The following is a 26,615-nucleotide window of genomic DNA, read 5'->3' on the forward strand; positions in this document are numbered from 1 at the left end:
AAGACATTGGTCTAACGACATGCAAAAGCGATATTAGCTATTAGATATTGGATATTAGATGAAACACCAATACATCCGCTCCAATATCCAATAGCTAATATCGTCTTTGCTTTTTAACGCTTGATGTTAATATCAAATATCTAATAGCTAATATCGACTTTGATTTTCAAATGACATTACTACTCATCTTAGCCTCATTGGCCTACATCGCTTTGCTTTTTGCCGTTGCACATTGGGGCGACAAACCGAACTCATTGGCCAACAAAATCAGCTATAAACCAATCATTTACAGTATGTCACTGGCAATCTATTGCACCAGTTGGACGTACTATGGCGCGGTGGGAAATGCGGCAACTGACGGCTGGGCCTATATACCCATTTTGTTGGGGCCGTTCTTATTATTTATCTTCGCGCTACCGTTACTTGAAAAGTTGGTGAGCGTATCGAAGCAGCAGAATATCACGTCAATTGCCGACTTTATTGCCAGCCGTTATGGCAAACGCCAACGCTTAGCGTTATTTGTGACCTTGATTGCCGCACTGGCAACAATTCCATACATCGCGCTGCAATTAAAAGCGGTCGGATTAACCTTTGTGGTACTTACTGAGAACACCTCGGCACTCACCGAGTTTTCGATAAACGAACTCGTGGCAGCGGCGATTATGGCCGTGTTTGCGATGCTCTTTGGCACCCGACATATTGAGGTGACCGAATACCGTAACGGAATGATTTTAGCCATTGCCTTTGAGTCAGCTGTGAAACTGCTTGCTCTGTTAGCGGCTGCGGTGTTTGCCTATTTCTTATTTAACGACGCATCGCCGGTTAGCATGTGGGAGCAAGTCACCACGCCAACCTCGAAAGCCTGGAGTTGGGAAGCTGTCACTGAGTTTGATTTTATTGTGCAAACCTTTATGGCTGCTGGCGTCATTCTGTGCCTACCGCGCCAGTTTCACGTTGCGGTAGTCGATAACGTTAACGTGAACCACCTGAAAACCGCACGTTGGGGCTTCCCGCTGTATTTAGTGTTAGTTGCCGTTGCGATTGTGCCGATTGCCTTAAGTGGCGGCCTGTTTTTCGGCAACGGCATTGATGGCGATACTTACGCGCTGCGTTTACCACTGCTGCATGATCAAACGTGGCTGGCGGTATTCATCTTTATCGGCGGTTTCTCAGCGGCAACGGCGATGGTAATTATCGCGTCAGTCACGCTCAGCACCATGGTCACGAACGACGTGATCATGCCAGTCATCCTCCAACGTCGCAGCCGTTTCCCGACCAGCTTCCAGAAACGTTTGCTGCTTATTCGCCGCGTCGCCATCGCAATAATCTTATTGCTTAGTTATCTGTGTTATTACTTCTGGGCAGCCGGAACGGGCTTAGTGAGTATCGGCCTATTGGCCTTCTCAGTTGTACTGCAATTATTACCGGCGGTATTAGGCGGCTTGTATTGGCGTCGCGGTCACGCACGCGGCGTTTATGTCGGCTTAGGTACCGGTCTGATTGCTTGGCTATTCGCCGTCGCCGTACCAATGTATTTGCCGCATGACAGCACCGACACCAGCGTCATTACGCAAGGCACTGTCATTAGCTTGGCGGTCAATACCGCGTTCTATATTGTGTTCTCGTTACTCGCGCAGCCACGCCTCATTGATCGGATACAAGCCACCGCGTTTGTGAAGCCGCGCTCGCGTGTGCAAGAACACACCATTGGCCGTCATCATCAAGCCACCAACGGCGACATGATGTTGTTACTGCAAACTTTCGTAGGCGAGCAACGCACCGCTCAGTTACTAGATTATTTTGCCGAATCGCAAGGTGACGACACCAGCCACACCAATAAAGAAGACGTGGCTTCGCGGGAATTTATCGACTACGTCGAGCGCGTGCTAACCGGTGTACTCGGGGCGGCTACCGCACGCTCATTGGTTGAAGCGGCTTTACGTGATCGGCGTTTGCATCTTGAAGAAGTGGTGCACTTTTTCGATGACACCACACAAGCACTACAAACCCAACAATCCATTCTATTTAGCTCGCTCGAAAACCTGGCGCAAGGTATCTCAGTTGTCGATGCGGAACTGCGTTTGGTGGCGTGGAATAAGCGCTACCTTGATCTCTTCGACTACCCTGACGGCATGGTGAAACCGGGACAACCTATTGCCACGCTGATTCGTTACAACGCTGAACGCGGTGAATGCGGCCCAGGCGAAATTGATGAACTGGTCGCGAAGCGCTTAAAGCACATGCAACTGGGCTCGCCACACCGATTTATTCGGCGCCGTGGCGATGGTCGCGTGATCGAAATGGTGGGTAATCCGCTACCGAATGGCGGCTTTGTCACTTCATTCACCGATATCACCGAGCACGTTGAAACCCAACAGGCACTCGAAGAAGCCAATATTGACCTCGAACAACGTATTAATGTACGCCAAAAGAAAATTCGTGAAATCAATAACGAGCTTACAGAAGAGATTGAGCGGCGACGTAAAGTTGAGGTTGAGCTAAAAAAGGCGACGCAAGAAGCCGAAGAAGCCAATGCCTCCAAAACTCGATTTTTAGCGCTTGCCAGTCATGACATCTTACAACCACTTAACGCGGCTCGTTTGTACCTGTCGGCAATGGATGAAGCGAATCTCAATACCAATAACTTGCAGCTATTAAGCAAGCTAGATACCGCGCTGGCGTCCACCGAACACTTGCTCAGTACCCTATTGCAGATTGCCAAGATGGATCAAGGCGCACTGCAACCAAACTTCCGACATGTTCGTTTAAGCACGATTCTTGAGCCTCTAATACATGAATACGGCGTGTTGGCGGAGCAACGTGGGGTAACATTGAAGACCCATCTGCACGACGGTGTGGTTTACACCGACCCAACCTACTTGCGTCGTATTATTCAAAACTTTTTATCGAATGCGGTGAAGTACAACCGCGACAACGGCAAGGTATTATTAGCGGTTCGTAAGCGCGGCAATCATCTCCTCATTGCGGTCTATGATACCGGCCCGGGTATTACCGCCCAACAACGTCACCGAATCTTTGACGCATTTTATCGCGGTTCACAGACGCGCGTTGAAGGCGTAGGCCTTGGCTTGAGCGTGGCGAAACGCATGAGCGAGCAGTTGCACTGTGAGCTGCGTTTAAAAACGGTCGAAGGTTCTGGTAGCTGTTTCTCGGTGCAAGTACCGCTTGGTAGCCCAGCACAGGTTTACGAAAAGCCAGAACAACCCAGCGCTGCCGACGTGAACAAAGGCATGCTCATGGTATGTGTTGATGACGACCAAGAAAATTTAAGTGCACTTCGCGCCTTGCTAGAAAAATGGGGATGTACTGTTGAAACCTTTACCAGTAGCGCCACGGCGTTGGAGTATGCGAGCAGCCATGAACGTCCAGACGGCATTCTGCTCGATTATCAGCTCGGTGACGATGAACATGACGGTTTAAGTTTAGCGAAGGCGCTAAGGCATTACTGGGGCGATAACTTATCAGGCGCTTTAGTCACTGCGATGCGTGACGATTCGGTACGCAAACAAGCCCGCGAACAGAATCTGCACTTCTTGGCGAAACCGGTGAAGCCAGCCGCTCTCAAATCACTGCTGAAATATTTGGAGCGGCAATAAGTTTTTTGATTCTTAGGTTTTACATTGTGCTGTGCGCAACAGCACGGCAAACACCATTTTCAAGCGATAATTGCGGCTCAGGAATCACCTCACAGGTGCTCATTTCCTGAGTTGCATTAATGTGCTCAATACGCAACTGCGTGTATTCATCGACCAACTTCTGCAACGATTTTTCATCGGTCACTTTGGTTGAATAGGCAATATAGTATTCTGGGCCGCCACAGGCACGTTTACCAACTGCTGCCAAACGACATTGATCCAGTGAATCAGCACGCGCTACGCCAACCATTGTGCGAATTTGATTATCTAACTCAGCAATACGGGCGCCGCGATTAGCATCAGCTGCCGGATCGACGCTTTGCTCTTGCTCTCTCTCATCTGACATTGGCGATCTTCCTTCGCTATTGGCTTGCTCCGCATCAACGCAACCACTCATGGCAAACGCTAAAGCAAGAATACTTAGTCCTTTTCCTATCCCTTTCGATAGTTCCTTCGTCATAGCAACACCTCGTTAATTCACGGCGATAGAATCATCCTATCGCCGATTCTTTTTTATTTATACCAACTTAACATGCTAAACCTGACGGCGACGCAGCCATACTAGCGGCAATGCCAACAACATCAGCAACCACCCCATAGCACCTGAACTTTTTTCTGGTGGGGTAATACTCACCGATACGGTTTCTTGTGCAGTGGCCATGCCGTCTGACACAATCACACGCACTTGAATGGTCGTCGCAGTAGTCACCTCAGGCGCTGTGAAGGTCGCTACCGCCGCATTGGCACCCGATAAGGTCACGCCAGTGCCGCTAACCACCTGCCAGTCATATTCCAAACTATCGCCATCCGCATCCGAGCTACCGGAGGCATCTAAGCGCACCGTTTCACCTGAGGTGGCGCTGTTTGGTGCATCGATACTTGCTACCGGAGCCGTATTAGTCACCTCAACGGTTACCGTGGCGGTTGCCGTTGTCGACCCAGCTTCGTCCACTAACCGAACGTTAAAGCTGTCGCTACCCGTGAAGTCGGTGTCCGGTGTATAGGTTAAAGTAGCGCCGCTAAAGCTCGCTGTACCATGCTCAGGTTGGCTCACTAATGCCCCCGTCAAAGCACCTTCCGGTTGCACGGAAATTGGTAATTGCGCGGCGTACTCAATTGGCTCACCGGCATCGGTACTGCTGATATTCATCAGCACCACAAATTCGTGCCCTAATTCAGCTGTCGCCTCAGCGAAATCCACTTCAACCGAGCGGTTGGCTGTACCTGCCACCGTAACATCGGCCAGCGGGCCTAAATGAGTTACCGTTGCGGGTACATCCATGCGTACTTCAGCACGCTCACCATAATTAAAGCTTGCGGCTAAGGTTGCACCGTCTGCAGGATACGTTCCAGTACTGGTACCAGAGAAGTAGTAAGTTGCCCCAACATCGCCACGGAAGTTTTCCAAACCAACGGCCGTGTTGTAAGTTGGCGCGCCGCCATTCACGTCAACGTAATTGTAAATCACTTCGTTGGTTCCCAGCTTGAACCACACGTTAAAGGTATAACGTACACCGCTATCAGTAGCGCCAGAAGCAACCCAACTCCGTGCGTTCTCCCATTCAAGCACTAAGTACGTATCAGTACCTTCAGTCACAATGGCATAATTCATCTGGCCATCGCCATTAACAAATTCCAAGTCCGTCCAAAATGGCGCAACAATGCCGTTCGGCTCATTTTCATTTGGTAACATTGCGGCGCTTGCCGTGAATAATGCGCGGCTTTCACCGAGCTCCACCAAACCGTTGCTCCACATCGAGAATATATTGTGCTCAAAGCCATCGAAGCGCCACGTTGCCCCTTCGCCTTCTAGCTCAATTTCAGCAACCAAATCGTCACAGCCTTCGCTACACACACTCGAAATACTGATATCTTCAGTTACCGCAATATCTGCCAACGACATACCCGCATAAGCGAACCCAGTTGTTGCACTAATTTCCGCTGAATCAGGTGCATCATTTTGATCACCTTGCCAAACCAAGGTGCCGGTTGCTTCGTTCACGTCAAAAGCCGTTTGCGTACTACGCGTTAACTGCAATCCAATATTGTCATAATCAATCGAAATGCCGGCGCTAGTTGGCAATGCCACTGAGAATTCCGTGGTACCGTCAGTAAAGCCCAAACCACCACGCAGTTGCAATTGCATCGCTTCACCTGCAACAGCAGCACCTGAGGCGATAGCACCAGAGATAATGCGGGAATCATCAGAAAGCGATGTGAACACCGCAATCGGTAGTCGCGCTGGCGAATAATTGCCTGAGTTGGATGTCAACGTCAGCGCACCAAACTGCCAGCCCTCTTCAGCAAAAGCCGTATTGACGGTCACTGATAAGGTTTTGCTCTCGTTTGCAGCAAGCGTAATCGAGGTCGGGAATGTTGCCGTAATATTAGGGTCATTAAAGGTGGCAGCCACCGTCCACGTTTGCTCGCTCGCGGTCAAATTGGTGAGTGTACGGTCAAAGTCACACATACCGATACACGCATTATTGTTTAACGAAGCACGGTCAAAGCTAAGACCAGAGTCCACAGCAGCCGCTAAATCGATGCGACCAGCCCCCACCTGATGCGGGGTCGCTTGGGCGTCATTGTCGCTCTGCGTAACATTCGCATTGGCAGAGGTCATCAACACCGATTTGATTTGGCTATTGGTCCAGTTTGGCTTCAGATCACGCAACAATGCGGCAGCACCAGCCACATGCGGACTCGCCATCGAGGTTCCGCTCAACAATGCCACTTGACCACCTGGGTACGCCGAAAGAATGCCAGTACCCGGCGCCGCTACCTCTGGTTTCAGTATGCTACTGTCGCGATTCGGACCTCGCGAACTCGAGCTGGCCAAACGATCTTGAAGCGACTCATCAATCACTCGTTCAGGTGGGTTAATTGTAACTTGCTCACCGGCAGTCCAGTCAGACTCGAGCTGTTCGCCAGTCGTTTGATCGATGGATACGCTTGGTAACGTTGCCGCCCCCATTTCCATACTAATCGAACCATCCACGTTGTTATACAACACCATGGCCCGTGCGCCCGCGGCCTGCAAGTTATTCGCCTTTTGCTCAAAGGTACAGGTACCACGCTCAACCAATACAATTTCATTGGTAAATAAACCAGCGCTAAAACTGCTACACGCTAGTGGATTTGACGGTGCATCACGCTTTACAGTGCGAAAAGCACCAGTAATTGGTGAGGAAATAGTGAAATCCCCTTGTCCAATCAGCACCGGAATCGCATTGCTATAATCACTATGTGTCATTGTCACCGCGAAACTGCGACCCGTTTGCGTATTGGCAACCGCCAACATTTCGTCAATACAGGCTGGGCAGCCCATGCTGCTCTCTGTTGGGCCATCGTTGCCGGCAGCTGCTACATTGACAATACCCATGGCATCAATGGCGCGAACAATATCAGCCTCGTACGGCGCTACACCATTATCCAAGCTACCCCACGAGTTATTAATCACATCGGCGCCATCGTTCGCCGCTGCTTCCAACGCTTCCGCCAAGCTAATCGAAGACCCGGTGGTATTGCCATCGGCATTGACCCACAACGCCTTGTAAACCATCAAATTAGCGCCCGGAGCAACGCCCGAGAAATTTACCGCAACACCATTAAACGTGGTGCTTACCGGGTTACCCGCTGCGGTTCCCGCAACGTGTGTACCATGACCATCCAAATCTTCTGGCGAATCGGCAAATTCGTCAGGATGCAAATCAAAACCAGCTGGCAAGAAATAACGTGCTACAACAAGCTTATCATTACAAAACGCTGGGGTGCTGGCACAGTAATCGTCGGTCACTCCGAGATCAGGGCGTGTGTGGCCATTGTCTTCAAACATAATATGATCAGGGTCGATACCCGTATCCAAAATAGCGATATTCACGCCCGCGCCGGCCTGCGCTTGTCCGCCTAACTGTTGCCACACAGCTGGCGCTTCAATCAGTGCATTCGAGGTATCCGTTTGAACATATACTTCGCGATCCGCATACACACCTTTAATACCCGGCGTGCCTGCCAACCGTTGTGCTAAATCATCCCCCTCATACTCAACAACCATAGCGTTCAATAAGAGCTTCATTTGCTTCTTCATCGCCACCGACGGCACTTGCTGTGCAATCGTGCTGAATACTTCTTTCTGGCGTTTTTGAACGTAGCTTGAATAATCGGCGACCGCTCGCGAGCCACGCTGAAAGCGCTCATCGCCAGTCACCGTCGCAGCCGTTGCCGCATAACCCGCAATGCCGCCTTTATAAGTCGCAACACTTGGCTCTTCCAACTGAATCAAATAACGCTTCGGCGCCGAAATACGCACTTGCTGTTCAGCTGGCTGTGGAATTTTTCGCTGGGGTGCGGCTACTGTCCGCTCATTCACTTTTACCTGAATGTCCGTGGCATAAACGGCCCCTGTTGCTCCGCTTGAGAGCAAAGCCGCGATAGTTACTGCAAGTGTTGTCTGTAGTGTTTTCATAGTTGTTTTTATACTCATAAAAAACGGCAATAGTTCATACTATCGCCGTTTTAGACCAAATTACAAAAGAATAAATTTTGTAAAAATTTATTTTAACTTAACCTTTACGACGACGTAGCCAGAACAACGGCAATGCCATGAATATAAACAGCCAAGGCATTGAACCGCTTGATTTTTTCTCGGCCTCAATGGTCACCGTAACCATTTGCTGACTGGTCGCGCGACCATCAGAAACAGTGACCATAAAGTTCGCCTGAGCCTGCTCAAATACACGTGGCGCAGTAAACGTCGCAACTGCAGTATTCGCGTTGTTCAACGACACGGTGGTACCACCAGCAAACTGCCAGTTAAAGGTCAATGTATCGTCTTCTGCATCCGTTGTGCCCGATGCGTCTAAACGCACAATCGTGTCGGCACTGACTGAACTTGGCGCACTGATATTGATGACCGGCGCCGTGTTCGGATCAGCTAGCACAGTCACCACCACATCGCTGGTTACCGACTCAAAGCCGTCACTTACCGTCACCGCGAAACCAAAATCAGTATCGTCCTCTTCAAACAACGGTGCAGTGAACGAAGCTTGCGCTGTATCAGCACCACTCAGTTCAAGATCAGGACCCGCGGTTTGTGTCCAACTGTAGGTTAACGCATCGCCATCGGCATCCGCCGCCGATGATGCATCGAGCACCACGGTGTCACCGTTTTCGGCCGATTCTGGCGCTGTCGCCGTGACGGTTGGTGCGCTGTTGGTAACCGTCATCGATACCGTATTCTCGGTTGACGTGGCGCCAGCCGCATCCACCACGCGATAGCTAAAGCTGTCGGCACCTATGTAGCCAGCATCTGGCGTATAAGTTGCCGTCATGCCATCTAGGCTCACCGAACCATGCTCAGGTTGCGCAGTCACTTCAACGCTCAAATCGCCGTCCGGTTGAATCAGTAGTAACAGTTCTGCGTCATAGGACACTGCACCACTCGATATATTCAGCAATGTTGTTAGTTCACGTACCGGCGAACCTATCGCATCAATTAAATTGGCAGAAATTGACTGACCGTGAATGCCTTCTACGGCAAACGAGCCGACACTACCAAAGGTAGGAACGGTTACATTTATGTCGACTTGAGTTGAGGCCGCTTGTCTGCCCGATGATTGCGCTGAGAGGGTACTGCCATTAACAGGAAATTCACCTACTCCATTATAGAAGAGCATCTGACCTGTCTCACCATTTGAACTTTCTAAACCAATAGCGCCGTAAGAGAGCACGCCAGCCGTATCAACATCGAGATAGTTAATATAGACCTCGCTGCTGCCTAATCTAAACCAAACGTTGAATGTGTATGTGGAGTCGGTTGTATCTCCCCACTCTTGCACCTTGTACCACTCAAAAATAAGCCATTTATCGGATCCGTCATCAAAAAGGTTGTAACGCAACTCTCCCACACCCGACATCACTTCAAAGTCCGACCAAAAAGGTGCGATAATTCCATTTGGCGTTGTCGCCGAAGGCAACTCCTGTAGTTTCCAAGTTGACGAAACATCACTCTCGCCAATTTGAATGAGACCGTTTTCCCAAAATTGGAATAACGTTTGGTTTTGTCCCTCATACTCCCAAAAACCAAAGCCACTGATATCAATTTCGATACGCTTTTCGTCGCATCCTGATCGACATTCTGTATATGGAGATAGAACGCCAACGAGGTCATCAAAGCCAACCTTTGCATAAGCAAAATCAACATCGTCAACAAACTCTAATATACCTGCGCCATCCGTCTGCCTACCCGACCAAGTGAATGTATTTGTTGACGATTCAAACAGTGACATCGTCGTTGAACTCAAAACTTCGGTAAGTTCTATGGAATATTCATCGACGATAATTTGCTCGCTATTCGGAAAATCTATCGTCAATTGGACGTCTTCATTAGTCTGACCTAAAGCACCTATTGTTGTGATGGTCATCAATTGCCCTGCGGATACTTCTCCGGCTGTAACGCTTGATTGAATGTGGTCAGAGCTTTCAGTAGAAGCGCTGTAGATAGCGATTGGCTGATTGGATTTATCGTAATTGACGACAGTTGAAATCTTCTTTGCTGAGGCGGGGTTTTCTTTTAATGGCGGCGCTTGAGGCTTTGCTTGTGTTGGTGGGATAAATATCAATGTGGTTATGAAAAACAAACTAAGCCAACGCACTGTTGTATATATTTGCATAAATCTTCCTTAATTATCGGTTGTGTTTGTACGACATTTCCCGTCGTAAATTAAGAACTTACCGACAACGATTTAACAAATAAATAATTAAAAGCTAAAATTTGTTACAAATTGTTACAGCTTAAGTGGGGTTGGGTTCGAGCTGCAAACGCTCAGCCAGCAAAACCGCTTGAGTACGGCTATAAACGCCGAGTTTGCGGAAAATAGCAGTAATGTGCGCTTTCACGGTAGCTTCGGTGATGTTCAACTGATAAGCAATTTGCTTGTTTAATAAGCCTTCGTGCAGCAGGAAAAGTACTCGGTATTGTTGTGGGGTGAGATCGGCAACTTTCTTGGCAAGCTCTTGATCTTCATCGGTGATGTTATCGAGGCGCCCGCGCATTTCCGCCGGAACCCAAGTATCACCTTGCAAAATCACATCAATAGCCTCAGCAATCTTTGCTGAAGAAAGCGATTTCGGGATAAAACCCAGCGCGCCGAAGCCAATGCATTTGGCAACCACGGCAGGATCTTCAGAACCAGAAATAATGGCAACGGGAAGTAGCGGATAATCTTCGCGTATACGAATTAAGCCGTACAGATCGCCGCTGCCCGGCATGTGCAAATCTAATAGAAGTAAATCAAGATCATCATCTTCATTGAGCGCCGCAAGCGTCGCGTCTAAATCGCCCGCTTCACGTAACTCAAGCTCAGGATAATGGTTCGCGAGAGCCCCCTGCAGGGCCTCGCGAAACAACGGATGATCATCTGCTATTAAAAATTTCGCCATAGGATTCCCGTAGCCCGGCGTTTCACGCCGGGACGTGCGCAGCACGGTTATTGTCGACACTTCGATAATGCCGATGCATCACCTGATAGTCACGTTCTACGTGCATCACCTGATGGTCACGTTCTACGTGCATCACCTGATAGTCTGGCAATAACGACGCTGCGCGTCACCCGTCGTGAAACGACAGGCTACTTATTCAATCGGTTTTCGATTAACGAATCTACCACAGACGGATCGGCAAGCGTAGAGGTATCGCCTAAATTCTCGAATTCGTTGGCGGCAATCTTACGCAGAATGCGGCGCATGATTTTACCCGAACGCGTCTTCGGCAAATCCGCTGTCCAGTGAATGAAATCTGGCGTCGCAATTGGGCTTAACTCTTTACGCACCCAGTCGCGCACTTCTTTGGTCAGCTCATCGGTAATCTCCGTGCCGGCCATTGCTGACACATACACATAAATACCCTGGCCTTTCACGTCGTGCGGATAACCCACAACCGCCGCCTCAGAAATCTTCTCGTGTTCAACCAACACCGATTCAATTTCAGCCGTACCCAAACGGTGACCCGACACGTTCAACACGTCGTCCACACGGCCGGTGATCCAGAAGAAACCATCTTCGTCACGACGCGCGCCATCACCAGTGAAATACATGTTTTTATAGGCAGAGAAATAGGTTTGCTCAAAGCGCTCATGGTCACCCCATAGCGTGCGCATTTGACCTGGCCATGAATCTTTAATCACCAAATTGCCATCAACAGCGCCTTCAAGCTCGTTGCCATCGGCATCCACCAACGCTGGCTGCACACCAAAGAAAGGACGCGTTGCCGAACCTGGTTTCAAATCAGTCGCACCCGGCAATGGCGTGATCATGATGCCACCCGTTTCAGTTTGCCACCACGTATCCACAATTGGACAACGGCTATCGCCGATCACCTTGTAATACCACTCCCACGCCTCTGGATTAATCGGCTCACCGACTGACCCCAACGTACGCAATGACTTACGCGAAGACGTTTCCGCAGCAGCAGTACCTTTCGACATCAACGCACGAATCGCCGTTGGTGCCGTGTACAGAATATTGACGCTGTGCTTATCAACCACTTCACCAATCCGACCCACGCCCGGATACGTTGGCAATCCTTCAAAAATCAACGTGGTTGCGCCATTAGCTAACGGCCCATAAACAATGTAGCTATGACCAGTAATCCAGCCCACATCGGCTGCACACCAGTACACATCATCTTCGTGATAATCGAATACCAACTCGTGCGTCATTGACGCATACACCATGTAACCACCAGTGGTATGCAACACGCCCTTTGGTTTGCCTGTAGAACCTGAGGTATACAAAATAAACAGCGGGTCTTCAGCATTCATCACTTCTGGCTGGCACTCAGCAGGTACATCTTTCACCAACTGATCCCAAGCCACATCACGGCTGTCGTCCCATTCGGTTTCGCCGTGCGTTACTTTCGCAACCACAACCTTTTCAACCGTCGCACAACGACCACCACGCAGTGCTTCGTCAACATTCGCCTTCAGTGGCGTCGTTTTACCACCACGACGGCCGCCATCCGCAGTTACAATCACTTTCACGCCGCAATCATTCACGCGGTCGGCAATTGCATTCGGCGAGAAGCCACCAAAAATAACCGTATGCACCGCACCGATGCGCGCACACGCCAACATCGCATAAGCCGCCTCCGGCACCATCGGCATATAAATTGCCACACGGTCACCCTTCTGCACGCCCAGCTTCTTCAAACCATTCGCAAAACGTGACACTTCTTGATGCAATTGCTTATAGCTAATCTCGTCGCTCACACTTGGGTCATCACCTTCCCAAATAATCGCCGTTTTATCACCGCGCTCCGCCAAGTGCCGATCGACGCAGTTGTAGCACGCATTCAAGGTGCCATCTTCAAACCATTTTATGCTCACATTGCCCGGCGCAAAACTCGTATTCTTCACCTTCGAATAGGGGCTAAACCAGCTAATACGCTGCCCTTGCTCACGCCAAAAACCCTCAGGGTCTTTCACGCTCTGCTCGTACATCGCCAGGTACTGTTCATTGTTCACCAATGCCCGCGCTTTCGCATCTGCCGGCACTTTATAAACCCCATGTTGCATAAAACCTCCCATTGAACTGCAAATTCGTTGTTCGTTATTCGTTATTGGTTATTCGAAAAAACGAAAACTAACGCACAAAAAAGTGAGCAAATCTAACTGCAATATACCGAGCGAGCTAAACCCACGAATAACGAATAACCAATAACGACTAACGTTTTTTTAATGCCTATACCTTCAGTTATTGCGCGCGATCAAGCCATTAGACCATAGTCTAGATTGATAATTACGCCCGCATGTTAAAAGCTTACTCACTAACGTTATTCGTTACTCGTTATTCGTTATTCGAAGAAACAACGACGAATTTTGAGTATTTACAACGAGTAACCAATAACGAATAACGATTAACGCTTTCAATCCAAAGGAGCACAGCAATGTTGCACAAAACACTAACCAAATCGCTAGTTGCCAGTGCAGTACTTGTCGGCTTAGCAGGCGGCTTAGCCACGAACGCCCATGCTGCAGAAGGCCCAGAGTGGTCATTCAGTGGCTATGTAAAACTCGATGCCATGATCTCTGACTATGGTGACGGTTCAGCCGGCGCCGGTACCGACAAAAACATCGGTCGCCAGATCTATATTCCTAGCTTAACGCCAGTGGGCGGTCAAGGCGATGACGCGGTAACGGATTTCCACGCCCGTCAATCGCGTTTCTTCTTCGACGTGAAGCAAAAGCTTGAAAATGGCGAAGACATTAGCGGTCGTATCGAAATCGACTTCTTGACCGTGCCAAGTGGCGATGAGCGTATCTCTAACTCATACGCGCCACGCTTGCGTCAAGCCTACCTGCAATACAAAAATTGGTTGATTGGTCAGGCTTGGTCAAACTTCCAAGACTTGAGCATCTTGCCTGAATCTGTTGATTTCATAGGTGCAACCGACGGTATGGTGTTCATGCGTCAACCGCAAGTGCGCTACACCAGCGGTGCATGGAGCTTCTCAATTGAGAACCCAGAAACCACAGTGAGCTTAGTGGATGCGGGTACCGGTGCGGTATCTCGTGCCGCCACCAGCGAAGGTATCATGCCTGACTTTACCGCAAAGTATAAAGGTAAGAGCGGCAACTTCAGCTACAGTGTTGCCGGCTTAGTGCGTCAATTAGCGTACGACATCGATAGCGACGGTAGCGACGAAACAGCAACCGGCTACGGCGTCACTTTTGGTGGTAAATTGGCATTTGATAACGGTAACGACATCCGTGCTAGCTTCACCGCTGGTTCAGGTATCGGCCGCTACATGGGCCTCAACACCTTCAACGGCGCTTACGTTGACCCGAACAACAGCCTCGAGTCACTCGACGTAATGGGCGTGACCTTTGCATATCGCCATCATTGGAGCGACAAAACCCGCTCTAACATCGTCTACAGCCGCGGCTGGGCCGACAACACCGACAACCTCGAAGGCTCATTGGCCACTGAGTTCACCCAGCGCATTGGCTTCAACGTCATGCACTCAGTTGACCCGAAGCTCACCTTCGGTGGCGAAGTGTCACTGGCACAACGTGAAAATGACGCAGGTCAGGACGGCGACTTAACTCGCGTCCAGTTCATGGCGATGTACACGTTCTAAGAGCGAAAAGCGTTATTCGTTACTCGTTACTCGTTATTCGGAAAAGCGAAAGACGAAGAACGAAGAACGAAAAACGAAGAACGAAAAGCGAAGGACGAAAGACGAAGGACGAAAGACGAAGTAAGAAGGACGAAGACACAACGCAGAAATGGCTAGTCATTTAGTTGGCTAGCCATTTTTTTATTCATCACAAACAAGAAATTGTAATTGTGTACAACCGCGGAGAGTTTTAAAGAAGATTTAGGGCAACCATCTGTCGAAACAGACTCAGAGTTAACCTATTTAATCAACATCGGCGACATCGGCGCAGTGCCACTACGTCTATTACTCAATAGATGGCAAAGTCAGCGGAATCTACGCTAGAAACCTAATCGACTGATACACGGCTGACAGCGACTGATACATGACTAATACCAGACTGATACCCGACCGAAGCCTGATTGAAACCTGACAGAACCCTTACTAATACTTGACTAATACCTAACTAATACCTAACTGATATCTGATTAATACCTAACTAATACCTGACTAATACCTTCCTGACACGCGATTGATATCGACTGATATCTGACCAAGCTTGCTGGATACATTCGAAATTGCTCGGTGAAATTGCGAATTATCAGGAAATATTAGGAGACGATAGAGCTGTGCATACCCCCTAAAAATTTTAGTGTTCAGTTGCATCAAATTTGGTACAAAAAAGGCACCCCAAAATGCTACTTTTTTGATGCAACTGAACAGTCTTTTTTCAGAGACACCCCACACACCTATATATCTTTCATGAAACGCCCCAAAACATCGATTCTATTTGAACCATGCTTTGGTGCAACGAACAACGACTAACGAACAACGAGTAACCAATAACCAATAACGAACAACGAACAACGAGTAACGAGTAACAAACAACGCTGCGCGTTACCCGGCGTAGAACGCCGGGCTACACCATCGGTTTGGTGATTTTGCCGTGGCCGCCGGCGCGATTAAAGATGCTGGTGATGCGAGCTGAGCGCACAATCAACCAAGTCATGCCAAAGAGGCCCAAGCCAAGCGCAATTGCCAGCCAGCGGTTGTAGACTGTTGCCGAGTAAATACCACCATTGCCAACGGGTACTGACTCAACGGGCGCAATCGGTAAGCCGTAGCGGTTTGCTAAATTTTTAATGCCGATAAAATGAACTCCCGGAATTTCTTCTTGTAAGAAATAGCCCATCACCGTATCGACTGCGAACGCGCGGGATGGCGCATCCTTTTGCAGGCCAGATTTGAACATGTCGTCAATGCCCGGCGGGCCAACAATGGTGGCGCCACCACCGACGTTTACGAACGCTTTGTAGCTGCGCTCGGCAGAGTATTCACGGAAAATAGCGATACGGTCAGCAACCGCTTCTTGGTAATTTGCAGGCTCAATCAAATTAATATCTGCGCGGTCAATCGAGCGCTTGAGCATGGCAATACCTTCTTCGGAAATGCCAATGCCTCGGTCTTCAATACCGCCCAAAGAGGCATAAATCGGTTTCAATGAAATCACACCAGCGCTACGCAGTTCACGTTCCATATCAAGCCAAGTGAAGCCCGGCACGTTCGCGCCCCATTGCGACGATGATGCCGAAGCTATAATCACCGCATCGGCGCCCAGCGCTTCAAGCGCTGAGTACACAGCAAGGTTTATCGCTGGAAACGAGCCAGAAATGGTCACCGCAACCAAGTCACCTTCGCCCACACCGGCATCGGCCAATAGCTTCACAGCAACGGCAGCCCAATTCGGGTTCACGGTGGTTTGCTTTGATTCGCGACCACCTTGGTTGGTGGTAATCTCAGAATTTTCTAGGCCCACTAACCCAGAACGCTGCGGATCAAATTCAGGGTTAATTGGCGCAAGCTGCGCGCGCAATGGCTTCAACACATCCATGCCTTCGCGCATAATCTTCGCGGCGTTCACCATGGTGGCGTAGTTTTTATCCACCACCGGATCGCGTTGGCGTAAGTTCTCGGCCAGCAAAAAGGCCAGTACCGCCAGCGCAATTAAAAAGACTTGTCCCCAAAGTGGCACCCCTGATGAGCGCCAATAAATCTTGGTAAATTTACTCATGTGAATAATTCTCCTGTTGGCGCTGACTTACCAGCCTGGCATTTGAAATGCGCGGCTTGCTTCATACATGTGCAATGACTCGGGCATAATCGCGATGAGCGCTAAGCGCACTAATACCGCGGTTACCGCCAAGCCACACAAAGTTTGCAACACGCCTTGGCGCTCGAACCAAATCGCAATTAAACCGGGAATGATGTAGCCAATAATGCTGCTCTCCATTACCGCCATCATGAGGCTTGATTCCAGTGGCTGCACTTGGGCTTGTGCTTCATCCACGCCGGCTATCATTTGTAGGTCAGTCCAGGTCACAAGGTTGCCAATAAACATATCGAACAGCCCGGCAATAATGTAACCGGTTAAAATCATGATGATGGTTTGACGGCGGCCATAAACAATCACGAAGCTCGAAACAATTTTGACGATGAGATAGGTCACGAAGGCCGCAACCAATGTTAGCGCTAGACTAAGCGGATCGGTCAATTGCAACGCCACATAACCAGGTACCACTAAACCACCAGCCGCTAATCCCAAGGTTTGGGTGAGCAGTAGCGTGAAAAACAAACCAATGCCGATAGCTACGGCGAGAATATTGAGCGCTATCATACGTCTTCCTCATCAATTGCACGGTTTTGGAAAAAGCGTGCGACTTCCTCGCCGCCACCATGAATATTACACATGCCCACAATCAGCGCGTTACCTTGCGATTGTTCCAGCAAAACTTCGGTTATCTCCGTCATATGAGCGCCTTCCATGACCAATAACTTGTCCGGATCGAGTCCATATTTCATGGCCTCGCGCACAAAAATAAATGAACCCGAGCCCATCAATATAATCTTGCTGGCTGGCGACCATTGCACCACCGCCTCAGCCATTTGCTGAGAGCGATGCGGGCGGTCGGCGCGGCAATTAATCAGCATAATCGAGTGCCGCCCTTGGCCATGCTTTTCGAGCATGTTTTCCCAGATACGTCCGGTCGATTCAGGATCATTCGCAGCGAAGGCATTCACAAAAATCAGCTCACGCTCAAAGTAGCGAACATGAAGCACCTGCATAGCACCCGCTTCCGGCTCTAACGCCAGCATGCCTTTGAGGGCATCATCGCGCTTAACTCCTAGGTGCTCGCAAACTTTCAGCGCCAAGGCGACGTTCTCTGCATGTTCGGCATATTTAAATTCGGCGAGCACTTCTTCAGGAATCGCAGCAACTTCGTCTTCAGTAACCCCATGAAGTTGGCTACGGCGGTCTTGGCAAGATTCTTCAAATACCTCGAGTAAATCGCGCTCTGCAGTGAATAGGTTGCCTCGCACCGGTGTGCTACCTGCCAGCGCTAACGCTACATCACGCTCACCGGGGCCCATCACATCGAGATGATCCGCCCGCGCGTTGGTAATGACGCCCACATTCGAACGCACCATGCGCAGTTCACTCAAGCTCTGGTAGTGCGGCTGTAGCGCCATACACTCCACCACCACCACTTCAGGCTTCAGCACCGCCATGCGTTTTAGCATGCGCATTTGCTCAATAATGTTGGCACCGCTAATGCGGTAGATAGGAAATTCACGGCCATCTGGGTCGGTCATGGCAGCCGCTGATCCGGTGGTTTTGGCGCACACGCGTTTGCCGCCACCACGCAAGCCAGCCGCAATCAGTCGCGTGACACTGGTTTTGCCACGGGTGCCGTTAACATGCACCCTTACCGGAATATTTCGGAGAAGAATTTTGTGTCTCAGTGCCTCAAAAGTACCCGCTGCAACCAACAGAAGCCACAGCACCACCACAATGCTTAGCAACACAGGAAATGACATGGTTTGGCCTTTAGATTGTAAATTACATACATAAGTGTATGTAATTAATAGACCAAAAGATCGAAATTAACGAATGTTTTACGTAGCCCGGCGTTAAACGCCGGGACGTGGCGTAGCCACGGTTAATGCTTTAGTCATCGAAGAAGCCCGAACAATAACAGCGCTGCGCGCTACCCGGCGTTAAACGCCGGGCTACAGTTCCTCTAGCGGCACTGGGCGGCCGAAGTAGAATCCTTGCATGTAGTTACAGCCAAGCTCGGTAACAAATTCGGCTTGTTGTGGGGTTTCGACGCCCTCAGCAACCACCGCGAAATCGAGACTCTGCGCAATTTTAATCACCGAGCCAATCAACACACGGTCTGAACGATGCGTACGAATACCGGCAATGAAGCTACGGTCAATTTTCACTTTATCTACTGGCAAGCGTTTTAAGTAACTCAACGATGAGAAACCGGTACCAAAATCATCCAATGAAATCGTAATGTTCTTGTTCCGCAGATTCTGCAGAACTTCCACTGCGTAATCCGTATTTTCCATCAAAATGCTTTCGGTTAGCTCAAGCTCTAGCCACTCCGGCTTACACCCGGTTTCTTCCAGCGTTTGTTCTAAGAACGGCGTAAATTCAGTACGATTAAAGTGCAACGTCGACAAGTTTACCGCCATCTTGCATGGCCCATGCTCTTGCAACTTCACCGCGGCCTCGCAAGCGCGACGGAACACCCACTCGCTGAGCGGAATAATCTGTCCAGTCATTTCAGCCAGCGGAATAAACTCGGTTGGCGAAATAAACTTGCCAGGCTCACGTTCCCAGCGCAATAACGCCTCGTAACCAATGGTCGCGCCATCGTTACAGCGGACAATTGGCTGATAATGCAGTGTTAGCTGATTCTTCTCAATCGCTTCTTGCAGGCTCGAACGCATCGCCGCCGATGACTTAAACTGCAAGCTCATGCTGTCTTGATAAATCTGCACGTGGTTATGGCCCTGACGTTTCGCCTGGTGCATCGCCATATCCGCGCGTTGAATCAACTCAAGCGGTGCGTATTGATCTTCGGTTTGATGCGCCACACCAATACTCGCAGTCAGATAAATCTTATGATGCATAATGCGATAAGGCTGGGCGACAGCACTGAGAATCTTACTGGTTAATTCCGCCACCGCTTCTTCATTTTCGTGCATGTTCTGCGTCACTATTAAGAATTCATCGCCGCCAAAACGCGCCAACATGCCACGATTACCAACAATATTGCTTAATCGCTGCGCCAGCACCTGAAGTAAGCGGTCACCCACCTGTAACCCCAAGCTATCGTTGATCAGCGTAAACCCATCGAGGTCAATGAACAGCGCGGTTAAATCACGCTGCTTATGGAATCTATCCGCAATCATGCGCTCAATGGTGGTGCGATTATACAATCCGGTTAACGCATCATGCTCAGCTTGGAAACGCAGCTGACGCCCCTGCACCACGAGCTCGCGGTTACGCTCAATGGTAAGTGCCGAGAACAGCACAATGGCAATGCCAGCAAAGGTCACTAACGTTTGTAAATTCGCTCGCCCTTGCATTTCCTTGAGGTCATACATGTAAGAATAAATTGGCGTGCCGCTCGTAAATTCTGTCTGAAGCGCACTTTCGTATAAAAACAATGCGCGATTCTGTAAATAATCGAGCGTGGTATCCGATACCCAGTGCCCATATTCATCAAGCAACATACCGTTCGAAATAGCGGTATAGGTATAAATTGGTGAGCGATAAGTCAGCGCCTTGTTCGACAACATTTTCGGTACGTTCACAACCGCTAACACGCCCCAATAACCAGTTTCGTAGTTATCATCTTTGAAATCGATAGGCACATGAATAAATAAGCGAGCGCCGGTTTCAGTACGCGAACGCGATGCCACCAGCATCTGTACTTCGCCTTTACGGGTTGGGTCAAATTGCTGCTGCAAATAACCGTCTTCCAAGTACATCTCTTTATAGGTGGTATCTTGATGCCGCGAACGCTCCCAAACCAATTCGTTTCCACGACGTAAAATCAGGCTTTCAAGAAAATCGACATCGCGTAAAACGGCCGTCATATCAAGCGACATGAGTTCGTCATGGATAGTTTGCGGATAGTTTTCCCAACGCTCGGCTAAGCGCAGCAATGTACTCACGTTTTCTTTACCTGCGGCGCGGCGAGTCAAGTTTAACCCCACGGCAGCCTCACGCCCTTTATCGCGTAATTCATTCATTTCGTTATGAAATAGAGTGACACCAATGGCAGAGGAAATGAGCAATCCAATCACCGCAACCGAGGTTGTCAAAACACTCACACACGGCAATTCGCCTTCTGTCGCTGTGCTTTGGTTCCACAGCCCAATCAGGGTGAGTAATACCAGAGCACCCGCCACTAAGCTACCGGTAGGATGACGCGCTAACAGCGGTGTTTCGGTAACAAAGTGCATCAGTAAAATAGCTGCCAACGCCAGCGCTGTCAATGCGGCAAGAATACGTTGCGCACGTATCGCAACCACGTTACGCAAGCGCAGCGCCATCCAAAGGCCAGCAATGCCCAAAGTGACATATAAACTTTGATGAATCTGGGCGTCAAAACTGTCAAACAAGCTTCCCATGAAGCCATCAACCGACGCGATAATGGCGAGCACGGCAAACAAGCGTGAAACGCCAGATTTCCACTCTTTGCTGCTATTTAAATCGTAGGTTAATAATGCGATGCCGTTAGCCCCGGCGGCAATAAGAATGGATGAGCTAAGCGAGTGATAAAGCTGAAGCTGGGTGGGCTCCAAAAATCGATACATCAAGATCACAAAAGCAGCCATAAACAAAGCGATGCCAATCACTAGGTTTACGACCGCTTTGGCCTGCTGATCGACTTGAATTATGCGCATTCCCCGCCTCTGTTTTCTTATTGTTGTTATGACCCCAATATAACCACAACAAAAACAGAATGACTAGCGTAGAAATGTAAATTTTGCTTGTTACCTGCTAGTTAGCAAACAATTGAATTTTTAGACGCTTTAGAATAGAGATAGCGCGAGGAATGACCCACTGCTTCCCTTTACGGTCTCGAAATACCGCGTGCGTCATAATTGGTGAACGCTGCAGTTCTGCCATTGCCCGCTTGATGGCAGCGCCATTTGACTCCGCCATGGGTACACCAAGGTCGGACAACTTCTCTGTACCGTTATATAACGATATCTTTCGACGTTTACGATGCGCGCTCGTTTCAACGTGCTCAGGCTCCACTACTTGTGTCGTCTCTAGGTCACTCAATTTTCAACTCTCCATGTGACTTTTTATAATTATTTTGAAAAATGCACCAACATGTGCACTAATCGTAAAATCAATGTAAAGAATAACGTATATTTTTGAAAACAAAACCAAACATAGGTAATAGCGTTTTGTTAAATTTTATTGCTTAATTTGTTTCTTTATTTTAGGAGATAACATGGAAGTTCGTCAGCGCGTTAAACATCATGGTGCACATCAAGGTGTTACCGGCTCCTGCCACGAATTCGTTTTAACCGATTCTGCCGCAATGCTTATTGATTGCGGTCAATTTCAAGGCGGCGATGTGGCCGATTTCTCGATTGAAAGCGACACAGTAAGTCGCATCCAAGAAATTGACTTCCCGATTGACCATCTTGTTGGGCTGGTAATCACTCACTGTCACATTGACCACGTGGGTCGTTTGCCGAGCTTAATGGCTGCCGGCTTTCGCCGCCCCATCTATTGCACCCCCGCTACCGCGGTGCTGTTGCCAATCGTTTTGGCCGACGCGATGAAGATCACCCGCTTTCCGCACGCCGCTAAAGTATTAAGTGGGGTGCAGTCCTTACTCCGACCCCTCCCTCTTGATCGCTGGCTGGCGTTAGAGCAAGGCTGGCGGCTTCGTCTGCGCAACGCCGGACATATTATGGGTTCGGCCTATGTTGAGTTTGAGCAAATGGTTGAGGTTGGTGTGCACGAACACCCCGTGCGCGTGGTATTTTCTGGCGACTTAGGCTGTAAGAATACGCCGCTACTGCGCGATCCAACCCCGTTGGAATACGCAGATTTTCTGGTGTTGGAAAGCACCTACGGCGATCGTTTTCACGAAGATCGCAGCACGCGCCAACAACGCTTGAAAGATGTGATTGAACGCGCTTATGCCGACGGTGGCACAGTACTGATTCCGGCGTTTAGTATTGGCCGTACGCAAGAATTATTGTACGAAATTGAAGATATCATGCACCAAGACCCCGACTGGCGCACCATGACGGTAATATTGGATTCGCCACTGGCAAGCCAGTACACCAAACAATATCGGCGCTTGAAGACATTGTGGGACGAAGAAGCGAAAGAGCGCTTAGCGGATGACCGCCATCCACTGAACTTTGAACGTCTCCATGTTGTAGAAAGTCACGAGCAACATATGCAAATTGTCGATTTGCTACGCGACAGCGGCGAGCCAGCCATTGTGTTGGCTGCCAGCGGCATGTGTAGCGGCGGACGTATCGTGAATTACTTGAAGGCTTTGTTAGGCGATTCGCGTACCGACGTTGTTTTTGTTGGTTATCAAGCCGAAGGCACGCCGGGGCGACAAATTCAGGACTATGGCCCGCGCGGTGGTTATGTGATTTTGGATCATGAGCGCTACGACATTCGTGCGCAAGTGCATACGCTTGGTGGTTATAGTGCGCATGCTGACCAGAAAGAATTATTGGAGTTTTTGCAGACCACCGTGGGTTCGGTGCGTGATATGCGGTTAGTGCATGGCGAAGCTGGGGCTAAAGAGGTGTTGGCCAAGGCGATAGAGCGATCTGGGTTGATTACTGGTTCCGTGATTTGAGCAGGACGTGGGGTGCAGTCCTTGGACTGCACCCCTCTTCGGGGGTACTCTCCTTAATATTCGCCTTAAGCTGCACCCTTATAACCATTCGGGTTTTGCGATTGCCAGCGCCAGGCGTCGGTCATCATGGTGGCAAGGTCGCGTCTTGCTTCCCAACCAAGAGATTCGCGCGCATACGACGGGTCGGCGTAACACACGGCGATATCGCCAGGGCGACGTTGCACAATCTGATACGGCACTTGTCGACCAGATGCCTGTTCAAAGGCATGCACCATATCCAACACCGAATAACCATTGCCAGTACCAAGATTGACCGCCTCGAAACCCGTCGCCTTTTGCAGTTTATCGAGTGCTGCCAAATGGCCGAGGGCTAAATCAACCACATGAATATAATCGCGAACGCCGGTACCATCTTTGGTTGGATAGTCGTCACCGTAAACGCTCAATTGCTGCAAGCGTCCCACTGCTACCTGCGCAATGTAAGGTAGCAAGTTGTTGGGAATGTCATTCGGATCTTCGCCAATCAGTCCCGATTCATGGGCGCCAACCGGATTAAAATAACGCAAAACAATGGCCGACCATTGCGGATCAGCCACGCAAAGGTCCGCGAGCATGCGCTCGACCATATACTTGGAAGTGCCGTAAGGGTTTGTCGTGCCACCGGTAGGAAAATCTTCACGAATTGGCATCGTTGCAGGGTCGCCATACACCGTCGCGGACGAACTAAATACAATGCGTTTCACGTTATGCTCAGCCATCACCTGTAGCAAAATCATCGTGCCAGTAACGTTGTTCTCGTAGTACTCAAGTGGCTTAGAAACGCTCTCACCCACAGCCTTCAAACCAGCAAAATGCACCACCGCAGTAATATCGTTCTCAGCGAAAATGCGTTGTAGCAATTCACCATCGCGAATGTCTCCTTCCACGCAGGTTACATCCTTGCCAGTAATTTGCGTGACGCGCTGCAAGCTCTCCAACGAGCTATTACAGAAATTGTCGTACACCAACACGTCGTGGCCAGCTTGCAACAGCTCGACCACCGTATGCGAACCAATGTAGCCCGCACCACCAGTCACCAAAATCATTCCCAACTCCTGTGTTAAGTGGGGTGCAGTCCAAGGACTGCACCCCTCCTCTTAGCTCGAAGAAGTATACAGGTGCAGTCCTTGGACTGCACCCCTCTTAACTTATAAAAGAGGGCGGGCGAGTAAATCGTTGACGTGATCTTCGGTGGGCATATAGCCACAGGGAGCCTGCAATAAAAGAGTGCGGATGGTGTCATACAATGCATGCTCACAGGCATTTTCGAGTAGTTGCAGCAAATCGTGCATCGCTGTCCACGACATGTAATCTTCCTGCGCCTGCATGATGCGCGGGTGCGCACACGGCACTACATTATCGCCAATCAACAACTCTTCAAAGAGCTTCTCGCCGGGGCGCAAGCCAGTAAAACTAATCTCAATATCGCCATCTGGATTGTCACGCGAGCGCAGTTCAAGTCCCGACAGGTTAATCATCTTTTTCGCCATATCGACAATGCGCACCGGCTCACCCATATCCAATACGAACACTGCTCCGGTCGAACCCATAGTGCCCGCCTGTATCACCAACTGCGCCGCTTCAGGAATCGTCATAAAATAACGGGTAATATCTGGATGCGTCACCGTCACCGGCCCACCGTTTTCAATCTGTTGCTTAAACAGCGGAACCACCGAACCCGATGAACCCAGCACATTGCCGAATCGCACCATGCAAAAACGCGTCAACACATCTTCGCGCGCAGCCAACGACTGCAACACAAGCTCTGCTAGGCGTTTCGTCGTGCCCATCACGTTCGTAGGCCGCACCGCTTTATCCGTTGAAATCAGCACAAACTGCTCAACCCGTGCGTTAATCGCCGCTTCAGCCGTCGCCCAAGTGCCAAACACGTTATTGCGCACGCCTTCAACCATATTAAATTCCACCAGCGGCACGTGCTTATAGGCCGCCGCATGGTAAACCGTCTGCACCTTGAACGCTTTCATAATGCCTTCAACGCGCGTCTGATTTTGCACGGACCCCATCATTGGGAAGATATCAAGGCTGACACCGTGGCGGTCACATAACTGACGTAGCTCGCGGTCAATCGCGTACAAACTGTATTCGCTTAACTCAAACAACACCAACGCGCGCGGCTTTTGCAAGATGATCTGGCGGCACAACTCAGAACCAATTGAACCTCCAGCGCCCGTTACCATCACGACCTTTTCGCGAATGTGCTTTTGCATCAATGTAGTATCCGGCGCCACCGGATCGCGCCCCAACAAGTCTTCAATGTTGACGTCTTGTAAGCTATCAATGGAGATATCGCCGTTCACCATGTCGGCCATGCCGGGAATGGTTTGCACGCGAATATTCAAAGGTTGCAGAGATTCAAGAATTTGCTTACGCACTGAGCGAGAGGCTGACGGTAACGCTAAGAGAATACGTTCGATTTGACCACTTTTTACCGCATCTTCCACTTGCGACGGGTCAATGACTGGAATACCGAGAATGGTCGTGCGTTGTAATGTTCGATCATCGTCGACGAACACCACCGGATGAAACTGCTCACCGTTCATCAGAGCCTGCGCCAGCTGTCGGCCAGCCGAGCCTGCACCGTAAATAAGCACGCGGCGCTTCCGACGACTCACCATGCGATGGTAAATCTCACGCATAATCAGACGACTTCCGCCAATCATCAGCAGTGCCATCAAGCCGTAATTGGCCACCGCGTGCCCAGGGAAATCAAGCTGTAGCATGGTACGTAGTGCCCACAGCCACAGCGTAGAGACAAAACGCCAACTAACACCGAACCTAGCGCACGGAAGCTGACATAACGTACCACCGCACGATACAGCCCCAGCTTCGTGAACACCGCCAGCGAACCGATGGTTAACGCCACATACAAAAACGCCCAGCGCAATAAATCGCTCGGCGGCTGGTATAAATATGCCAACACGTGCGCAACAATCAACGCAACCAAGATGGCAATTGCATCAGCAAGCAAGCTCACCAAGCGCTTCATAGAGCGCGGTAGCTGCAGTACGGGCATTAAGAATTTCACGCTAAAACAAC

Annotated in this window: 17 protein-coding genes; 4 read left to right on the plus strand and 13 right to left on the minus strand. The window is 49.8% G+C overall.

From position 1 onward, the window contains the following. Positions 1 to 170 precede the first annotated feature (170 nt). Positions 171 to 3,617 (plus strand): PAS-domain containing protein, encoded by a 3,447-nt coding sequence (locus CWI76_RS05505; RefSeq protein WP_126759310.1) that lies wholly within the window; start codon positions 171 to 173, stop codon positions 3,615 to 3,617. 19 nt (positions 3,618 to 3,636) lie between these two features. Here the strand turns inward: CWI76_RS05505 and CWI76_RS05510 are convergent, their stop codons facing one another. The 5 genes from CWI76_RS05510 to acs form a co-directional block, all read right to left on the minus strand. Beyond that, the gene (locus CWI76_RS05510) at positions 3,637 to 4,116 is read right to left on the minus strand and encodes a hypothetical protein (RefSeq protein WP_126759311.1); all 480 of its coding nucleotides are present in this window, start codon (positions 4,114 to 4,116) and stop codon (positions 3,637 to 3,639) included. 75 nt (positions 4,117 to 4,191) lie between these two features. After that, positions 4,192 to 8,121, minus strand: coding sequence for a S8 family serine peptidase (locus tag CWI76_RS11745; RefSeq protein WP_198678561.1), 3,930 nt, complete (start codon positions 8,119 to 8,121; stop codon positions 4,192 to 4,194). 97 nt (positions 8,122 to 8,218) lie between these two features. Beyond that, entirely contained in the window at positions 8,219 to 10,327 is a 2,109-nt protein-coding gene (locus tag CWI76_RS05520) for an Ig-like domain-containing protein (RefSeq protein WP_126759312.1), read from the minus strand. Between the two features lie 121 nt (positions 10,328 to 10,448). After that, positions 10,449 to 11,096 carry a response regulator transcription factor gene (locus CWI76_RS05525; protein ID WP_126759313.1) on the minus strand — a complete coding sequence of 216 codons (648 nt, stop codon included), beginning with the start codon at positions 11,094 to 11,096 and terminating at the stop codon, positions 10,449 to 10,451. A gap of 188 nt (positions 11,097 to 11,284) precedes the next feature. Beyond that, positions 11,285 to 13,228: an acetate--CoA ligase gene (acs, locus tag CWI76_RS05530; RefSeq protein WP_126759314.1), complete on the minus strand. Its 1,944-nt coding sequence runs from the start codon at positions 13,226 to 13,228 to the stop codon at positions 11,285 to 11,287. A gap of 371 nt (positions 13,229 to 13,599) precedes the next feature. On the opposite strand from acs, the gene CWI76_RS05535 reads away from it, so the two are divergent. Both CWI76_RS05535 and CWI76_RS11620 read left to right on the plus strand, forming a co-directional pair. Further along, on the plus strand, positions 13,600 to 14,793 hold the full coding sequence (locus CWI76_RS05535; RefSeq protein ID WP_198678562.1) for a DcaP family trimeric outer membrane transporter: 1,194 nt from the start codon (positions 13,600 to 13,602) through the stop codon (positions 14,791 to 14,793). A gap of 207 nt (positions 14,794 to 15,000) precedes the next feature. Next, complete coding sequence (locus CWI76_RS11620) at positions 15,001 to 15,156, plus strand: hypothetical protein (protein WP_198678563.1); 156 nt, start codon at positions 15,001 to 15,003, stop codon at positions 15,154 to 15,156. Between the two features lie 574 nt (positions 15,157 to 15,730). Here the strand turns inward: CWI76_RS11620 and pgsW are convergent. The 5 genes from pgsW to CWI76_RS05560 all read right to left on the minus strand — a co-directional run bounded on the left by pgsW (position 15,731) and on the right by CWI76_RS05560 (position 21,961). Next, on the minus strand, positions 15,731 to 16,882 hold the full coding sequence (gene pgsW / locus CWI76_RS05540) for a poly-gamma-glutamate system protein (RefSeq protein ID WP_126759315.1): 1,152 nt from the start codon (positions 16,880 to 16,882) through the stop codon (positions 15,731 to 15,733). 27 nt (positions 16,883 to 16,909) lie between these two features. Continuing rightward, complete coding sequence (pgsC, locus tag CWI76_RS05545; protein WP_126759316.1) at positions 16,910 to 17,485, minus strand: poly-gamma-glutamate biosynthesis protein PgsC; 576 nt, start codon at positions 17,483 to 17,485, stop codon at positions 16,910 to 16,912. Next, complete coding sequence (gene pgsB, locus CWI76_RS05550; protein WP_126759317.1) at positions 17,482 to 18,687, minus strand: poly-gamma-glutamate synthase PgsB; 1,206 nt, start codon at positions 18,685 to 18,687, stop codon at positions 17,482 to 17,484. The genes pgsC and pgsB overlap by 4 nt, the downstream gene beginning before the upstream one ends. A gap of 192 nt (positions 18,688 to 18,879) precedes the next feature. After that, positions 18,880 to 21,576, minus strand: a complete 2,697-nt coding sequence (locus CWI76_RS05555) for a putative bifunctional diguanylate cyclase/phosphodiesterase (protein ID WP_126759318.1) — start codon at positions 21,574 to 21,576, stop codon at positions 18,880 to 18,882. Between the two features lie 97 nt (positions 21,577 to 21,673). Further along, the gene (locus CWI76_RS05560) at positions 21,674 to 21,961 is read right to left on the minus strand and encodes a hypothetical protein (protein WP_126759319.1); all 288 of its coding nucleotides are present in this window, start codon (positions 21,959 to 21,961) and stop codon (positions 21,674 to 21,676) included. 175 nt (positions 21,962 to 22,136) lie between these two features. Between CWI76_RS05560 and CWI76_RS05565 the strand changes: the two genes are divergently transcribed. Then, entirely contained in the window at positions 22,137 to 23,519 is a 1,383-nt protein-coding gene (locus tag CWI76_RS05565; protein ID WP_126759320.1) for an MBL fold metallo-hydrolase RNA specificity domain-containing protein, read from the plus strand. A 65-nt stretch (positions 23,520 to 23,584) separates the two neighbouring features. Here CWI76_RS05565 and galE read toward each other — a convergent pair whose 3' ends face one another. From galE to CWI76_RS11685, 3 genes are all read right to left on the minus strand, one after another. After that, on the minus strand, positions 23,585 to 24,604 hold the full coding sequence (gene galE, locus CWI76_RS05570) for a UDP-glucose 4-epimerase GalE (protein WP_126759321.1): 1,020 nt from the start codon (positions 24,602 to 24,604) through the stop codon (positions 23,585 to 23,587). Between the two features lie 102 nt (positions 24,605 to 24,706). Beyond that, positions 24,707 to 26,299, minus strand: a complete 1,593-nt coding sequence (locus CWI76_RS05575) for a polysaccharide biosynthesis protein (protein ID WP_241967957.1) — start codon at positions 26,297 to 26,299, stop codon at positions 24,707 to 24,709. Next, complete coding sequence (locus tag CWI76_RS11685) at positions 26,251 to 26,604, minus strand: hypothetical protein (RefSeq protein WP_241967958.1); 354 nt, start codon at positions 26,602 to 26,604, stop codon at positions 26,251 to 26,253. The genes CWI76_RS05575 and CWI76_RS11685 overlap by 49 nt, the downstream gene beginning before the upstream one ends. Positions 26,605 to 26,615: the final 11 nt, after the last annotated feature.

Origin of the sequence: Pseudidiomarina marina, from assembly GCF_003987045.1 — a bacterium.
In the GTDB taxonomy this organism is placed as follows: domain Bacteria; phylum Pseudomonadota; class Gammaproteobacteria; order Enterobacterales; family Alteromonadaceae; genus Pseudidiomarina; species Pseudidiomarina marina.

Excerpts from the sequence above, each read along its gene's own strand:
- CWI76_RS05535 (WP_198678562.1), top strand. The coding sequence starts at position 13,600 with ATGTTGCACAAAACACTAACCAAATCGCTAGTTGCCAGTGCAGTACTT.
- galE (WP_126759321.1), bottom strand. The coding sequence starts at position 24,604 with ATGATTTTGGTGACTGGTGGTGCGGGCTACATTGGTTCGCATACGGTG.
- CWI76_RS05575 (WP_241967957.1), bottom strand. The coding sequence starts at position 26,299 with ATGCTACAGCTTGATTTCCCTGGGCACGCGGTGGCCAATTACGGCTTG.
- acs (WP_126759314.1), bottom strand. The coding sequence starts at position 13,228 with ATGCAACATGGGGTTTATAAAGTGCCGGCAGATGCGAAAGCGCGGGCA.
- CWI76_RS05520 (WP_126759312.1), bottom strand. The coding sequence starts at position 10,327 with ATGCAAATATATACAACAGTGCGTTGGCTTAGTTTGTTTTTCATAACC.
- CWI76_RS11745 (WP_198678561.1), bottom strand. The coding sequence starts at position 8,121 with ATGAAAACACTACAGACAACACTTGCAGTAACTATCGCGGCTTTGCTC.
- pgsB (WP_126759317.1), bottom strand. The coding sequence starts at position 18,687 with ATGTCATTTCCTGTGTTGCTAAGCATTGTGGTGGTGCTGTGGCTTCTG.
- CWI76_RS05525 (WP_126759313.1), bottom strand. The coding sequence starts at position 11,096 with ATGGCGAAATTTTTAATAGCAGATGATCATCCGTTGTTTCGCGAGGCC.
- CWI76_RS05505 (WP_126759310.1), top strand. The coding sequence starts at position 171 with ATGACATTACTACTCATCTTAGCCTCATTGGCCTACATCGCTTTGCTT.
- pgsC (WP_126759316.1), bottom strand. The coding sequence starts at position 17,485 with ATGATAGCGCTCAATATTCTCGCCGTAGCTATCGGCATTGGTTTGTTT.
- CWI76_RS05555 (WP_126759318.1), bottom strand. The coding sequence starts at position 21,576 with ATGCGCATAATTCAAGTCGATCAGCAGGCCAAAGCGGTCGTAAACCTA.
- pgsW (WP_126759315.1), bottom strand. The coding sequence starts at position 16,882 with ATGAGTAAATTTACCAAGATTTATTGGCGCTCATCAGGGGTGCCACTT.
- CWI76_RS05565 (WP_126759320.1), top strand. The coding sequence starts at position 22,137 with ATGGAAGTTCGTCAGCGCGTTAAACATCATGGTGCACATCAAGGTGTT.
- CWI76_RS05510 (WP_126759311.1), bottom strand. The coding sequence starts at position 4,116 with ATGACGAAGGAACTATCGAAAGGGATAGGAAAAGGACTAAGTATTCTT.